Source organism: Brevundimonas sp., from assembly GCF_035627055.1.
GTDB lineage: Bacteria > Pseudomonadota > Alphaproteobacteria > Caulobacterales > Caulobacteraceae > Brevundimonas.
The window spans coordinates 95,040-109,231 of sequence record NZ_DASPMM010000024.1; the positions used below are offsets into that span (position 1 = coordinate 95,040).

Consider the following 14,192-nt stretch of genomic DNA (forward strand, 5'->3'; position numbering starts at 1 on the left):
AACCGACGCGCATTTCTTTCGGCCTCCACCGTAGCCGTCGGGTGGGGGTACGGAGGGGCGGCCTTCGCAGCACGGAACGACGTGACGGCATTGCTGGACAAGGCGATGCAGCAGGCCCTGCTGACGTCTCCGCAGCTGATGACGATCACAGGTCTCGACACGGGCCAGAACGCGGCGGCGCGGGCGCGGCTGGACGACCGGTCGCCGACCGGGCTGCAGGCGATGAGGGAGGTGTTCCTGGAGTTGAAGGCGGGCCTGGCGCGTTTTGATCCGGCGGAACTCAGTCAGGCGGACTGGATCAATCATCAATCGGCCGCCTATCTCGCCGACACCACGCTGCAGAGCTACAGCTTCCCCTACGGCGACCCCAATGTGGGAGTGGCGATCCCGTACGTCGTCTCGCAACTGAGCGGTGCGTACCGGAGCGTCCCCTCGTTCCTCGCTGACCAGCATCCCGTCGAGACGGCGTCGGACGCCGAGGCTTATCTGGCCCGGCTCTCGGCCTTCGCCCTTCTCCTGGACCAGGAGACGGATCGCGCCCGCGCGGATTTCGCCAAGGGCGTCGTTCCGCCCGACTTCATTCTCCGGACGGCGCTGATCCAGTTCCGCGAACTGATGCGAGCGTCTCCTGAAGAAAACGACCTGACGTCCACCCTGGTCCGCCGCGCGGGTTCTGCGGACCTGCAAGGCGACTGGGGACCACGGGCCGGCCGGATCGTCGAGCGCGAAGTCTATCCCGCTCTGCGGCGTCAGGCCGACCTGCTCGAGGCGGCCCTGCCGACGGCGTCCCCAGACGCCGGAGTCTGGCGCCTGCCACAGGGGGAGGCGTATTATCGCTACGCGGTACGGGCGGCGACGACGACTGATCTTTCCGGCGACGAGATTCACCGCATAGGCCTGGAGCGGGTGGCCGAACTGACCGCCGAGGCCGAAAGCATCCTGCGGGCGCAGGGGCTTTCCCAAGGGACAGTCGCGCAGCGGATCGCCGCGCTGCGCAAAGACCCGGCCCAACTCTATGCGGACAGCGAGGCCGGCCGCGGCGCGCTGCTGGCCGATCTTCGGCGGATGATCGACGCCATGGGCGCGAGGCTCCCCGGCTATTTCGGCACGGTTCCCAGCGTCGGCGTTGCGATCCAGCGCATGCCGCTCGCGATCGAGGCGGGATCGTCGGGCGCGACCTACCAGCCGCCCAGCCTGGATGGCGCCCGGCCGGGTCTGTTCTCCATCAATCTCCGGAACATCTCGGAATGGCCGCGGTTCGACCTGCCGACGCTGGTGTATCACGAAGGCTTGCCAGGGCATCACCTCCAGAACGCCCTGGTCAACGAGGCGGAAGGCTTGCCTGTCCTGCGCCGCATGCCGCTGTTCTCCGGCTTCTCCGAGGGATGGGCGCTGTATGCCGAACAACTCGCGAAGGAGATGGGCGTCTATGACGGAAACGCCCTGGCCCGTCTCGGCTACATCGCCTCGATGATGTTCCGCGCAGCTCGCCTCGTGCTCGACTCCGGCGTCCACGCCCGGCGCTGGAGCCGCGGTCAGAGCATCGGCTACATGACCGCGACGCTCGGCAACGCCGGGAGCGAGGCGGTACGGGAAGTCGAGCGCTACTGTGTCCAGCCGGGTCAGGCCGCCAGCTACATGCTGGGCTGGCGAGCCTGGACCGCCGCGCGTGCCGAGGCGCAAGCCCGGCTGGGAACGCGGTTCGATCTGCGCGCCTTCCATGATCTGGCTCTGCTGAAGGGCGATATGCCTCTGGATGTGCTGACCCGCGTAGTCGCCGATTGGCAGGGCGTGCCCGAAGGGGCTGGCTAGCTTCGCTCCAGCGGGCGGAAGGAGAGGATGCGACATGCGGCGCTTTCTCGCCGACACCTTCGCAATGGTCGCGTTCTCGACCGCCGCCGGCCTTTTCATCGAAGTCGTCGTTGCGGACCTGACCATCGGCGAGTCTGCGCGCGTCCGTTTGAGCGCGCTTCCGGTGATCCTCCTGGCCGGGCGGTTCTACGGCCTCTATCGCGACTGGCTGTTTCGTCGCGCCGGCGGAAGAGCGCCGGGCGGGGCCCGGTCCGCGCTTCTCGACACCTTCGCCAATACCTCGTTCCAGGCCGGGCTCTATTCGGCGCTCCTCGCCGTCAACGGGATCCATTGGCCACAGTCGGCCAAGGCGCTTCTGTTCGTGATCACCTTCAGCGTGCTGGCGGGCCGACCGTACGGACTCTTCCTGACGTGGGTCAGAAAGCTGTGCGGCGCGTCGTCGGCGGCATGAGTCCCGCGCCGCGGGGGAGTTCAGGGCGGCCCTGTCTCGATCAGGCCTTGGTGCAGGGCCAGTTCACGACAGACGAAGTCGGTGAATGCGCGGACCCGGGGCGTGCGGCGCAGATCCCGATGGCTGAGAACCCAGAGGCCGGCCGGGGCCTCCAGCGGAACCGGCAGTGAACGCCAGCGAAGTCCCGGCAACGCCGGCGCCAGATACCACGGGAGAGCGGCCACCCCGACGCCGGCCTGAACGGCCCAGCCCATGGCGAGCGCGCTGTCGGCCTGGAAGACGATGTTCGCAGCGGGGAGGGCGGTGCGCATCCAGCGCGCGATATTCGTTTCCGCCAGGGCGGCCGACGGCGCGATCCAGCGCTGGGACGACCACTCATCAAGGCTCCACGTCGACGCTTCGTCCGGCAAGTCGCCGCAAACCCCCATCCCCACCGACGCCAGCCGCCGGCCCACGAGAGTCTCCGGCGGGTTCGAGGCGACGCGGATGGCGACATCGGCGTCGCGCCGGCTCAGGTTGGCCAGGGCAGTCGCCCCCGACACCTCAATCTCCACGCCCGGATGTTCCGATTGGAAGCCCCCCAGGATCGGCGGCAGCAGGGACGCCATCAGGGTGTCCACCGTCGCGACGCGGATGAGGCCCTCGAGCCGGACGTCGCGACCTTCCAGCCGACGTTCAAGGGCCGCCACCGCCCCGGACAGCTCCCGCGCCGGAGCGAGAACCTCCTCGCCCGCCGCGGTCAGGGCGTAGCCGGAGGGCAGATGATCAAAGAGTCGGACCCCGAAGCTCGCCTCCACTGCGGCGATCCGTCGAAGAACCGTGGTGTGGCTGACGCCTAACGCGCGTGCGGCCGCAGCCAGCGTCCCCTTCTCGGCGACAGCAAGCACGTATTGCAGATCGGTCCAATCAAGACGCCTGTGCATGACTGCACAGGCATAGTGCAGAAAGGCGGGCTTCAGAAGGCGAAATGCACGGCTAGTTTGGCCGGGAAGGAGCATTTCCAATGGAACATCCCGTCCCCAATGTCGCCGTCGTCGTCGGCGCTCACGGCGTGATCGGCCGAAACCTGGTGGATCACCTGATCCAACTGGGGACCTGGGAGGTGATCGGTCTCTCGCGTCGTGGCGGCGCTTCGGCCGGCCGCCTCCGTCACATCGCCGTCGACCTCCTGGATGAGTCGGACGTCCGCGCAAAGCTCGGAGAGCTCGATGGCGCGACCCACATCTTCTACGCCGCCTACCAGGATCGCCCCTCGTGGGCCGAGCTGGTGCAGCCGAACCTGGCCATGCTGGTGAATGCCGTCACCGCCGTCGAGGCGGTCGCCGCCGGGCTTCGGCACGTCAGTCTGATGCAGGGCTACAAGGTCTATGGAGCCCATCTCGGGCCCTTCAAGACGCCCGCCCGCGAAGACGATCCCGGGCACATGCCGCCGGAATTCAATGTCGACCAGCAGGCGTGGCTTGAGGCTCGGCAAATCGGCAAGTCCTGGACCTGGTCGGCTCTGCGGCCCTCGGTGGTGTGCGGCTACGCCTTGGGCAATCCGATGAATCTCGCGATGGTGATCGCCGTCTACGCTGCAATCTCCAGGGAGCTGGGCCTGCCGCTTCGGTTTCCCGGGCGGCCCGGCGCCTATCACAGCCTGCTCGAGATGACGGATGCGGACCTGCTGGCGCGCGCGACAGTCTGGGCGGCTACCGAGCCTGCCTGCGCAAACCAGGCGTTCAACATCAACAACGGCGACCTCTTCCGCTGGAGTGAACTGTGGCCGGCCATAGCCGGATGGTTCGGACTGGAGGCGGCCGCGCCCCTGCCGATGAGCCTGGATGAGGTGATGTCAGACAAGGAGCCGGTGTGGAACGCCATGGTGGAACGCCACGGCCTCATCCCCACATCCTATCGCGAGGTCTCCTCGTGGCGCTTCGGAGACTTCGTGTTCGGGTGGGACTACGACGTCATTGCCGACGGCTCCAAGGCGCGCCGCTTCGGCTTCCACGACTTCGTGGACACCAAAGCCATGTTCTTCGGCATCTTTGAGGATCTGCGCGCTCGCCGGGTGATCCCGTGAGCGCCGCCTCCGTCGCCGGGGGCGAGCGCCCGGACAACCCTCTCTACGACTATTCCCCGATCACCGAGCGGGGCCCGGTGACCTGGCCTGACGGCGCGCGTGTGGCGGTCTACGTCGGCTTGAATATCGAGCATTTCCACCTCGACAAGCCCTCGACCAGCATCTGGGACGGCACGGCCCACCTGACGCCGGACCCGCTGAATTATGGTTGGCGCGACTACGGCAATCGGGTCGGGGTGTGGCGTCTGATCGAAATCTTCGACCGGCATGGCGTGCGTCCCTCCGTTCTTCTGAACTCAGAGGCCGCGGTCAACTACCCGCAGATCATCGAGGCCGGCCTGCAGCGCGGCTGGGCATGGCTCGCCCACGGCCGCACCAACTCCCAGCTCCATGCCGGCTTCGACAGCCGCGTGGAGGAGCGGCAGGCGCTGGCGAACATCGTCGATACGATCCGGGCCAGGACAGGCCGGCGCCCGCGCGGCTGGATGGGGCCCGGTCTGACGGAGACGCTGGATACGCCGGAGCTTCTGAGGGAACTGGGCCTGTCGTACGTGCTCGACTGGACCGCGGACGACCAACCCTTCCACCTGAACGTGCCCGGGATGATCTCGGTGCCGTATTCCGTCGAACTGAACGATATCAGCATGTTCGTGGCTCGCAGCTTTACCGGCGAGCAATTCTACCAGGCCGTGGTCGATCAGTTTGACCAGCTCTACGCCGATGCCGCCGCTTCGGGCCGCGTTATGGCGATCGCCCTGCACCCGTTCGTCATCGGGCAGCCGTTCAGAGCCAGGTATCTGGACAAGGCGCTGGCCTATATCGCCGGCCATGACGGCGCCTGGCTGACGACCACCGACGCGATCGCCGAGACGTATCAGTCCCAGATGAAGCAGAGGCCCAAGGGCACGCGATCGGAATGACGTGCATGACTTGACCCTTGGCTCATCACGGCAGCCACTTTTGGGCCGTTCTCGTCCTCCTGCTGGATTTGCAGCTAATGCTCTGACGCCCGACGGAACGCCAGTGAGCGGCCGCCTTGCCGAATGATCACCTGCTCCGCCGGCGCTTCACCCGCCGGAAATTCGAGCGATGCGTCGGCCTGCTCCACATCGAACCCGGTGGCCGATGAGGCGCGCAGACCCACCGGCTCCTGATCGCCCATGCGCGCCTTCAGCGCGCCGTCCTCAATAAAGACGACCATTGTCAGGGCGCCGTTCGCATAGGTCCCGGCGAGGCGTTCCAGGGCCTCGGGCGACAACGAGATCGCTACGCCCTGGCCCGGCTCGGCGCGGACGCCGACGACGCCGTCGCCGTCTCCCCGGGCGAAGAACCGGATGGCCTTGACCGCGTCGGCGGCGTCCCGCTCCAGCGTCAGCCGATTGAAGCCGTCCGCGTACAGGAAGTCGTCAGCGGAGATCGGTATCAGGGCTGCGGGCGGGGAGGCGCCGCGCTGCACCGTCAGCGTTCCGTCGATGACGCGCAGGGTGCGCACGGCGTCGTCGAACCGATAGGTCCCTTCGGCCGCGCGCAGCATCGCCGGCTCGACCGGAACGGCCACGGGGGCGGGGTAGGGCTCGCCGAGCGCCATGGCGGTCAGCCGCCGCATCACCGTGTTCGAATTGTCCTCGTTCAGCGTGGCGTCGTCGTTCTCGAGCACCACGACGGTGATGTCCGGTCCCGGGACGTAGGCCAGCGACGACGAGAAGCCGAAGATGGCTCCGCCATGGCGCAGCACCGGCGCATGGCGCACCGTCTCGTTGTAGAGGCCGAAGCCGTAGCCCGTCCCCAGGTCCAGCGACTGGGCGGCCGGCGCGATCATCTGGGCGTAGGTTTCATTTTTCAGCACCCGTCCTTCGTGCAGGGCCCGGTTCCACCGGAACAGGTCATCGACTGTCGAGACCAGCGCGCCCGCCGCATGCGGATGGGTCATGCTCATCGGATGCATCGGCACGACCGTCCGACCGTCGTGGGAATAGCCGGTCACCGTCACGGCCGAGAGCCCGGGGTCGAGCGCGTAGCCCGTGTGGGTCATGTCGAGCGGCTGGAAGAGCGCCCGATCGAGATAGTCGTGCCAGGCCAGCCCGGTGACCGCCTCGATCACCGCTCCGATCAGCACATAGCCCGAATTGCTGTAGGCCCAGCTGGCGCCCGGCTGGAAATCCGGGGCCGACGTCTCGAACAGGTCGATCAGTTGCGCCGTCGTCAGGTCCTGCTGCAGCAGCTCGCCGTAGCCGGGCGTACCCGTATAGTCCTTCAACCCGGCGGTATGGTTGAGCAGCTGGCGGACGGTGACGCCGTCTCCACCCCCGAAATCCGGCAGGACGTCCGACAGCGGCGCGTCCAGATCGACCCTCCCGGCCTCCACGAGGGTGAGCAGGCCGGCAGCCGTGAACTGTTTGGTCACCGAGGCGATCCGGAACACCGAGTCGGGCCGCAACGGCTCGTCGGCGTCCAGGTCCGCCTCGCCCCGCGCTCCGCGGAACAGGACCTGGTCGCCCCGGGCGACCAGGATCGCGGCGCCCGGGCCGTCGGCGGGATAGTTGCGGGTCAGCAGGTCGTCAGCGTAACGCGCGACCTCTTCCGGGCTCTGCGCGGCTGCGATCGGCGCCGGCGCCAGCATGGCGGCGACCGGGCCCAGGCACAGGGCCAGGACCAGGCTAAGGGCGGTTGGTTTCACCTGGGCTCTCCTTGATCGGGGTAAGTACTAAGTCGCTAGTAGTTCGAGGCAAAAGGACGGGCCGGGTCACTGGACTTCGAGCCTTTCCAGGATCCAGTCGCCGCGGATCAACTCCGCTTCGACATGGACGATCGCGGCGCCCCTGGGGCCCGCCATCGGAATGCGCAGGTCGGCCTCGCCCCCGCCCTCGCCGAGACGAAGCTTTCCGCCGGCCGGCTGCGACGTGGCGACCGCCGGCGAGCCGAGGCGCGCGACCACGACCGGCTGCGAGGCGGCAAGGGCCAGAAGCGCATCATATTCCGCGGGCTCCACGACCGGGACGAGATGGGCGGCCGGCGGCGTAAGGCTCAGCCGCGAGACCTGCGCAATCCAGTCGCGAACCTCGGCGTCGATCGGATGGATCCGGCCGTTTTCCCAATAGGCCTCGGTCCGGCGGCCCTCGAGGTCGATGCTCTCGCGGTAGAAGCGCTGCTTGTCCACGCCGCCGGCCGCGATCTCGCGAAAGTCGCCGGGGCCGAGCGGCCCCTGGGTCGAGGACCGGACCTGAAGGTCCGGCAGCCCGCCGCCGGCCATCCCCACCTGGGTCAGAACCAGCGCGCCCGAAACCGCGAAGGCCGCGAGCGCCGCCCAGGCGCCCCAGCGCCCCCGCGAGGGCGGACCGGCCAGCAGCCGGCTGATGCGCTGCAGCAGCGATCCGCCGCCCGCCGCCAGCACCAGCCCCGGGGAGGCGGCTCGCCCGCATTCAAGCCCCATCAGCGCCTCGGCGAGGGCGACGGCATCGCCGCCTGCCGCCACCGCCCTGTCGTCGCAGGCGTGCTCGCGTTCCTGGCGGATGCGTCGCCCCAGCCACCAGACGGCCGGATGGAAGAACAGCAAGGCCTCGATGACGCACTGCAGCCCGTTCCACAGCCAGTCCCGGCGCGCGATGTGGGCCAGCTCGTGCGCCAGCAACGCCTCGATCTGGTCGGCGGGCGTGCGCGTCAGCAGAGACAGGGGCAGCCAGATCACCGGCCGCAGCAGCCGGGCCGTGCACGGCCCCGGGACCACATCGGTCAGCCGCACGGCGACGCCCCGTCCGACGCCCATGGCCAGGCGTAGGCTTTCGACCCGCGCCGGCCACGGCGCCGGCAGCGGCGCCCACGGCGCGCGCTCCATCCGCGCCAGGGCCCGGAGCGCGCCGAGATGACGCATCAACATCAGGCCTACTCCGGCCAGCCAGCACAGCACCACCAGCGCCGCGACCGGAGACGACTCCTGCACGAAGACGCCGCCCGCCAGCCGGGGCTGCGTCATCACCGGCATCAGGCTGTCGTACAGCTCGGCGGCCGGCCGTACCCAGAAGCCGACGAATTGCAGCGCCGGCGCCAGCAGCATCGCGGCCAGGAAGGCCATGGCCACCGCATGCCGTCCGGCCGCGCTGGTCCGCCGCATCGCCCTCAGCGTCAGGCCCGCGGCCACGGCGAGCACGGCGCCCTGCCACAGCGAATGCAGCAGCGCCGAGGCCAGCGCCGGCGCAAGACCGAACTGGGCGACCGCCAAGGCGTCCATCAATCGGCCTTCCGTTTCGCCTTGGCCTCGGCGATCAGCCTGGAGATGGCGTCGAGGTCTTCGGCGCTCGCCATCTCGTCATCGAGCGCCCGCTGCACCAGCGTCAGCGCCGATCCGGAAAAGGCGCGCCGCACCAGGTCCTTCAGCAGCGACGCCTGCACCACCGGCTCCGAATACAGGGCGCAATATGTATGGCTGCGCTCGCTCTCGTCGCGGCGGACCAGTTCCTTGCCCGCCATGATGGTGAGCATCTTCAGCACGGTCGTGTAGGCGGTGTCCTTGGTCCGCGACAGCACCGCGTGCACCTCGCGCACCGTCATCGGCTCCTTTCGCGCCCAGAGCACGCGCAGGATCGCAAGTTCGCCTTCGGTCGGGGCAGGAGATGAGGCCATGGGAAGAGTGTCTAGCCTACCTGACGCAGCCTTAGTACTAAATGATTAGTAATGGTCGGCGCTCAGGCGGCTGACACCGGCTGTGAACTTGGGGCGGCCCCCCTCGGGTCACAGACGCAGGAAGGTCCATGTTGAGGCCCACGGCGGCAGTCCGCTGTGGGCGCATCTCGGCGATGCCGCCCCGCCGACTTCGTCAGGTCGGCCTCGGATAAGCGCCTGCCGTGCAGGCCCTACTTCAGCGGCAGGAACAGCTCCGCCGCCGTGCCGCCGGCCGGGTCGTCGAGGAAGAAACGCTGGCAGTAGATGGGGAAGTCGCGCATCTCCTCGCCGCTCGTCGGGAGCCAGTCCCGGTAGAGATAGAGGGCGGCCGGCTCGAGGTTGTGGGTGTCGCCCGTGACGCGCAGGACAGCGACGCGGCCGCCCGGGATCTCGCCTTCCCGGACCATCCCGTCCGCCGGATCGATCGGCTGATCGGGGCCGACGCCGACGCACAGGTCCATGCGGTAGTCGGCCGGGTTGGCGGGCCGCCGCTCCGTGTACCAGATGTTGAACGTCGAACTGGTCTTGGGGGTCAGTCCGGCGGCTTTGCGCCAATCGATGAAGCGCTGGATAGTGACATCGAGGGTCGCCGGATCGCCCCGGTGTTCGAACATCGCGACGCGGGTCGGGGCGGTGTCGCGTACGGTGACCTGGTCGGGGGTGAAGGTCGTCGGCATGAGCTTGCTCCTGGCGGAAGTGAGCGGCCCGAAGGCCCGGAGCCACGGCTCCCATTCGGGAGATTTACGGAAACTGGACGGCGATTGCCGGAACCTCTGGCGAAAGGCGCGGGCGAAGGCGTCGGGCGTCTCATAGCCGGCGTCCAAGGCGATGTGGGTGACGCTCTCGCCCTGTCGGTCGGCCAGCTGTTCCGACGCGCGCCTGAGGCGAGCCAGCTGGACGTAGCGATGCAGGGACAGACCGAAGGTCGCCTTGAACTGCCGGTGGAAATGGAATTTGGAAAACGCGGCGACGCCGCTGACCGTCTCCAGGTCCAGATCGCCTTCGAGATGCCGGTCGATATGATCCAGCACCCTCAGCATCCGGGCATTGTAGTGGTCGAGCGCCGCCGTCATCGTCCTCATCCGTTGTGGCCATCCTAACGTGACGAACGGAACTGGCGCGCGCTCGCCCGATCTTGCGGTTCGGAGGACCGGAAAACGGAAGCCGCTCGTCTGGTTGCTGTTCGCCTTGGTTCCGAGGGGGCCAACAGCGGCCCAATGGCGGCTCCGAGGGCGCTGGAACAGCGGGCCGCTCGCCAGTCTGCCGGCGAATAGGCCCGACGTTCCGGGCCCCTGCGGGCGGGGGTCAGATCAGAGAACTGTTCCGGGGCGCGTGGCGGAGAGGGTGGGATTCGAACCCACGGTACCCGTAAAGGCACGCCGCATTTCGAGTGCGGTACATTCGACCACTCTGCCACCTCTCCGCGGGGCCGAACGCTTTGGTCGAGCGAGCGGCTTCTCTAATGGCGACCGCTCCCCGCCGCAACCCCCCGCGCGCGCCCGCACCCGGTTCATTTCGGAGGCCGCGGGCGGCGGCCCTTGCTCAGCGCTGGGCGGGCAGGGGCAGGCCCAGCGTATCGGCGGCCGACAGGTCGCCGTCGACGGTGCGGAACAGTTCGGCCGGGCGGCCGCCGGTGGCGGCGGAGAGGCGGCCGGTCGGCTCCACCAGGCCGGTGCGCTCAACGCCGCGGCGGAAATTCTGCTTGTGCAGCGACAGGCCGGCGACCGCCTCGGCGGCGGCCTGCAATTCGGACAGGGTGAAGGTCGGCGGCATCAGGTCGAACAGCACCGGCCGGTATTTCAGCTTGCTGCGCAGGCGGCCCAGTCCGGTGGCGAGGATGCGGCGGTGATCGGAGGCCATGGCCCGGCCGGGCGTCGCCGGAGCAACGGGCTGGTCCCGGTCCCGCGCGGCCTCGGCGACGAGTCCCGCCTCGTAGAGCAGTTCATAGCGCTCCAGCACCCGGCCCTCATTCCAGCGCCAAGGGGGCGCCGGAGCGAACAGGGCCTCCACCCGGGCCTGCCGTTTCGGATCGCCTGTCGCCCAGGCGGCCAGCCCGTCAAGCAGGGGAGCGAGGCAGGCGGCGGCGCCGGCGCGGCGATCCTCCCATGGGAAGACGTCCAGCACAGGGGTCCAGCGCGCCTCGGCGAGGGGAGCGTCCGAGGCGTCGGCGGTCAGGGCCAGATAGCCGACCGAGACCTCGCGTCGCTGCTCCGGTCCCGGCGTGGCGCGCGGGCTGTCCCGGCCAAGATCGCCGAAGGTGTAGAGCTGCTCGACGAAGCCGAGGCGGAAGCCGGTCTGGGCGGTGACGAAGGCGCGCAGGGCCAGTTCGAAGGTCCGGTCGCGGGCCGGGTCGAACGGTCCGAACGGCAGGGCCAGGGCGCCGTCCTCGCCCGGGGTGGTCAGAACGGAGGCCTTGCGGTCGCGGAGCGCGATGACCACCGCCGAAAGGCCGATGCGAACGCCCTGTTCCGCCGGAAGCCCCATGCCTATTCCGTGTGCCAGGCGTCGGGGGCGGGCACCAGTCCGACAGCCTCGGCCAGCACGCGGTAGCGTTCGAGATAGCGCTGCTGGGCGACGGGGGCGGGCAGGGGATCGATGGTCAGGTCATAGCCCGCCGGCGGCTTGCCGAAAAAGCCCAGCGCCTCGGTGCGGGTGAAGCCGGCCAGCTGCGTCGCCTCGAAGAAGGCGCAGGCCTTGTCGGCCTCCTTGATCAGCTTCTTGACCGCCACGGGCGTCTTCGCCGGCAGGCCGAAGCGGATGTGGATGGCGTGCTCCAGCCGGGCCTCGAAATCCTTGTAGCTGACGCCCAGGGCCGCCTTGAACGGCGAGATCATGTCGCCGATGACGTATTCGGAGGCGTCGTGCAGCAGGGCGGCGAGCCGCCATTTCGGCTCAAGGCCGGGCCGGATGTGGGCCGCGATCTCCTCGACCACGCAGGAATGCTGGGCCACCGAGAAGGCGTGCTCGCCGATCGTCTGCCCGTTCCAGCGGGCCACGCGCGCCAGGCCGTGGGCGATGTCCTCGATCTCGATGTCGAACGGCGACGGATCGAGCAGGTCGAGGCGGCGGCCGGACAGCATCCGCTGCCAGGCGCGCGGCGCGGTCTTCGACGAGGGAGTGCGGGGCGTGACGGCCAAAGGTGAATCCTGCCTGCTGGGCAGGTCAGGTGACGCATCCCGGCGCCGCGATCAAGCCTGAGCGGCCGTTATTCGCCGACGTTGAGGGCGACCAGGTCCTTGGCGTCCTCGAACACCCGGCCGCGGTCGCGGTCGCGCGCCCGCACGGTGGCCACCACGATGGGGCCGCCCGCGGGACCGCGCGCCTCATAGCCGACCAGGCGCCAGCCCGCCTCGGAGGGGCGGTTGTCGGTAAGGATCCAGTTGGCGCGGGTCGCGCCGCCGCCGCCGCCGGCGCTGGTGCGGATCTCGGCGGCGTCCTGGTTAGCCTGGACGCTGACATTGTCGCCCTCGGCCGAACCGATGTCGACGGTGCTCTCGTCGCCCGAGGCCTCGAGATGGATGCCGGCGATCCGCACGCTCGCCTGGTCGCCGTTGGACTCGATGTGCAGGCCCGGCAGGCGCACGCTGGCGTCGTCGCCTTCGGCCTGGATGTCGACCCCGGGCGCCCGCACCGAGGCGCGGTCGCCCTTGGCCGCATTCGCGGTCCCGGCCTCGGCCGAGGCGACGGCGGCTTCGCCCTGAGCGGAGGCCGCCTTCAGCTGCGCCACCGCCTGCGGCATGGCCGCCGACAGCCGGTCCTCGAACGCCTTCAGGGCGTCCGCGGCCGGGGCGCCGTTCAGCTTGACGAGGTGCAGGCTGACCTCGGCCCCGCGCGGGCCGGTGTAGGTGCAGACGGCGCCGCCCTCGCTGGCCGATCCCTTGCGGGTCAGAGAACCCATGGTCTGCGGGCACTGAAGCGTATCCACGACCTTCAATGCGCCCTTGGCGTCCGGATCTTCCGTGCGTGTCGACGAGATGCGCACGGAGTCGCCGTCGCACGCGGCGGTCAGGGCCGCGAGGCAGAGGGCGGGAATCAGAAGGGGACGCATGGGCATGGTATCGGTCCTTGTCGCCTTCATCCTGCGCTCCAGCCTTCGGGAATCCAGTGAAATCGCGGTAATCGCCGTGACGAAACCTGTCCGCCTATGTGTTCAGGCCCCGGGCCGGGCGCCTTCGCGCCGGTTCAGGAAGGCCAGCCGCTCGAACAGATGGACGTCCTGCTCGTTCTTCAGCAGGGCTCCGTGCAGCGGCGGGATCAGCTTGTTCGGGGCCTTCTCGCGCAGCGTCTCGGGGTCGATGTCCTCGACCAGCAGCAACTTCAGCCAGTCCAGCAACTCGGAGGTGGACGGCTTCTTCTTCAGACCCGGCGTGTCGCGGATTTCGTAGAAGGTCTTCAGCGCCTCCGAGACGAGCCGCGGCTTGATCCCCGGGAAGTGGACCTCGACGATCGCCCGCATCGTCTCGTCGTCGGGGAAGCGAATGTAATGGAAGAAGCAGCGACGCAGGAAGGCGTCGGGCAGCTCCTTCTCGTTGTTCGAGGTGATGACGACGACGGGCCGGACCGCGGCCCTGATGGTCTCGCCGGTTTCCTGGACGAAGAACTCCATCCGGTCGAGTTCCTGCAGCAGATCGTTGGGAAACTCGATGTCGGCCTTGTCGATCTCGTCGATGAGAAGCACACGCCGCTCGTCGGCGACGAAGCAGCGTCCCACGGGCCCCATCTTGATGTACGACCGGATGTCCGAGACGTTTCCGCCGCCGAAGCGGCTGTCGTTGAGGCGCTGCACGGTGTCGTACACGTACAGGCCCTCGGCCGCCTTCGACGTGGACTTGACGTGCCAGCTTTCCATCTTCAGGCCGAGCGCGGCGCTGATGTGACGGGCCAGCAGGGTTTTGCCCGTGCCCGGCTCCCCGCGCAGCAGGAGCGGCCGCTCCAGCGCGATCGCGCAATTGACGGCATCGACGAGCGACTCCGACGCGATGTAGCCGTCGGTTCCGGTAAAGCGGTAGAAAACGGGCTGGTCCGACATGATGCTCCGTGAAGTTGAACGCGTTGCTAGAAGCCGAGGCTCTTGGCGATGATCTGTTTCATGACTTCGTCGGCGCCGCCGCCGATCGAAGCCAGGCGCGCATCGACGAACATGCGGCCGGCGGGGTTGTCCGTCAGATAGCCGGCCCCGCCGTAGAGTTGCATGCACGTATTGGCGAC

Annotated in this window: 14 protein-coding genes and 1 tRNA gene; 4 read left to right on the top strand and 11 right to left on the bottom strand. The window is 68.7% G+C overall.

Annotated elements, in window-relative coordinates; all coding sequences use genetic code 11:
- Positions 1-81 precede the first annotated feature (81 nt).
- The gene (locus VEA98_RS13690; RefSeq protein ID WP_324815513.1) at positions 82-1,812 is read left to right on the top strand and encodes a DUF885 domain-containing protein; all 1,731 of its coding nucleotides are present in this window, start codon (positions 82-84) and stop codon (positions 1,810-1,812) included.
- A gap of 34 nt (positions 1,813-1,846) precedes the next feature.
- Entirely contained in the window at positions 1,847-2,263 is a 417-nt protein-coding gene (gene alaE / locus VEA98_RS13695) for an L-alanine exporter AlaE (RefSeq protein WP_324815516.1), read from the top strand.
- Positions 2,264-2,283: 20 nt separating this feature from the next.
- On the opposite strand, the gene VEA98_RS13700 is transcribed toward alaE, so the two are convergent.
- Positions 2,284-3,261 carry a LysR family transcriptional regulator gene (locus tag VEA98_RS13700; protein WP_324815519.1) on the bottom strand — a complete coding sequence of 326 codons (978 nt, stop codon included), beginning with the start codon at positions 3,259-3,261 and terminating at the stop codon, positions 2,284-2,286.
- 5 nt (positions 3,262-3,266) lie between these two features.
- On the opposite strand from VEA98_RS13700, the gene VEA98_RS13705 reads away from it, so the two are divergent.
- Positions 3,267-4,328, top strand: a complete 1,062-nt coding sequence (locus VEA98_RS13705) for an SDR family oxidoreductase (protein ID WP_324815521.1) — start codon at positions 3,267-3,269, stop codon at positions 4,326-4,328.
- Complete coding sequence (locus VEA98_RS13710) at positions 4,325-5,248, top strand: polysaccharide deacetylase family protein (RefSeq protein ID WP_324815523.1); 924 nt, start codon at positions 4,325-4,327, stop codon at positions 5,246-5,248. The genes VEA98_RS13705 and VEA98_RS13710 overlap by 4 nt, the downstream gene beginning before the upstream one ends.
- A 74-nt stretch (positions 5,249-5,322) precedes the next feature.
- On the opposite strand, the gene VEA98_RS13715 is transcribed toward VEA98_RS13710, so the two are convergent.
- The 10 genes from VEA98_RS13715 to VEA98_RS15270 all read right to left on the bottom strand — a co-directional run.
- Positions 5,323-7,005: a serine hydrolase domain-containing protein gene (locus VEA98_RS13715; RefSeq protein ID WP_324815525.1), complete on the bottom strand. Its 1,683-nt coding sequence runs from the start codon at positions 7,003-7,005 to the stop codon at positions 5,323-5,325.
- Between the two features lie 66 nt (positions 7,006-7,071).
- Positions 7,072-8,553, bottom strand: a complete 1,482-nt coding sequence (locus VEA98_RS13720; RefSeq protein ID WP_324815528.1) for a M56 family metallopeptidase — start codon at positions 8,551-8,553, stop codon at positions 7,072-7,074.
- Positions 8,553-8,945 (bottom strand): BlaI/MecI/CopY family transcriptional regulator, encoded by a 393-nt coding sequence (locus VEA98_RS13725; RefSeq protein ID WP_324815531.1) that lies wholly within the window; start codon positions 8,943-8,945, stop codon positions 8,553-8,555. Before VEA98_RS13725 ends, VEA98_RS13720 begins: the two co-directional genes overlap by 1 nt.
- Before the next feature lie 230 nt (positions 8,946-9,175).
- On the bottom strand, positions 9,176-10,066 hold the full coding sequence (locus tag VEA98_RS13730; protein WP_324815533.1) for an AraC family transcriptional regulator: 891 nt from the start codon (positions 10,064-10,066) through the stop codon (positions 9,176-9,178).
- 251 nt (positions 10,067-10,317) lie between these two features.
- Positions 10,318-10,407: transfer RNA gene (locus tag VEA98_RS13735), tRNA-Ser, on the bottom strand.
- A 119-nt stretch (positions 10,408-10,526) separates the two neighbouring features.
- Positions 10,527-11,468: an NUDIX hydrolase gene (locus VEA98_RS13740; protein ID WP_324815536.1), complete on the bottom strand. Its 942-nt coding sequence runs from the start codon at positions 11,466-11,468 to the stop codon at positions 10,527-10,529.
- Positions 11,469-11,470: 2 nt separating this feature from the next.
- Positions 11,471-12,064: an HD family hydrolase gene (locus VEA98_RS13745; RefSeq protein WP_324815555.1), complete on the bottom strand. Its 594-nt coding sequence runs from the start codon at positions 12,062-12,064 to the stop codon at positions 11,471-11,473.
- Between the two features lie 125 nt (positions 12,065-12,189).
- Positions 12,190-13,032 (bottom strand): methyltransferase type 11, encoded by an 843-nt coding sequence (locus tag VEA98_RS13750; protein WP_324815538.1) that lies wholly within the window; start codon positions 13,030-13,032, stop codon positions 12,190-12,192.
- Positions 13,033-13,134: 102 nt separating this feature from the next.
- Positions 13,135-14,013, bottom strand: a complete 879-nt coding sequence (locus VEA98_RS13755) for a MoxR family ATPase (protein WP_324815540.1) — start codon at positions 14,011-14,013, stop codon at positions 13,135-13,137.
- A 26-nt stretch (positions 14,014-14,039) separates the two neighbouring features.
- A partial coding sequence (locus VEA98_RS15270) for an acyl-CoA dehydrogenase family protein (RefSeq protein WP_414642184.1) occupies positions 14,040-14,192 on the bottom strand: 153 nt, incomplete at its 5' end.

Bases quoted from the DNA above. Each gene is read 5' to 3' on its own strand.
- alaE (WP_324815516.1), top strand. From the start codon at position 1,847: ATGCGGCGCTTTCTCGCCGACACCTTCGCAATGGTCGCGTTCTCGACC.
- VEA98_RS13700 (WP_324815519.1), bottom strand. From the start codon at position 3,261: ATGCTCCTTCCCGGCCAAACTAGCCGTGCATTTCGCCTTCTGAAGCCC.
- VEA98_RS13705 (WP_324815521.1), top strand. From the start codon at position 3,267: ATGGAACATCCCGTCCCCAATGTCGCCGTCGTCGTCGGCGCTCACGGC.
- VEA98_RS13720 (WP_324815528.1), bottom strand. From the start codon at position 8,553: ATGGACGCCTTGGCGGTCGCCCAGTTCGGTCTTGCGCCGGCGCTGGCC.
- VEA98_RS13725 (WP_324815531.1), bottom strand. From the start codon at position 8,945: ATGGCCTCATCTCCTGCCCCGACCGAAGGCGAACTTGCGATCCTGCGC.
- VEA98_RS13730 (WP_324815533.1), bottom strand. From the start codon at position 10,066: ATGAGGACGATGACGGCGGCGCTCGACCACTACAATGCCCGGATGCTG.
- VEA98_RS13740 (WP_324815536.1), bottom strand. From the start codon at position 11,468: ATGGGGCTTCCGGCGGAACAGGGCGTTCGCATCGGCCTTTCGGCGGTG.
- VEA98_RS13745 (WP_324815555.1), bottom strand. From the start codon at position 12,064: ATGCTGTCCGGCCGCCGCCTCGACCTGCTCGATCCGTCGCCGTTCGAC.
- VEA98_RS13750 (WP_324815538.1), bottom strand. From the start codon at position 13,032: ATGCGTCCCCTTCTGATTCCCGCCCTCTGCCTCGCGGCCCTGACCGCC.
- VEA98_RS13755 (WP_324815540.1), bottom strand. From the start codon at position 14,013: ATGTCGGACCAGCCCGTTTTCTACCGCTTTACCGGAACCGACGGCTAC.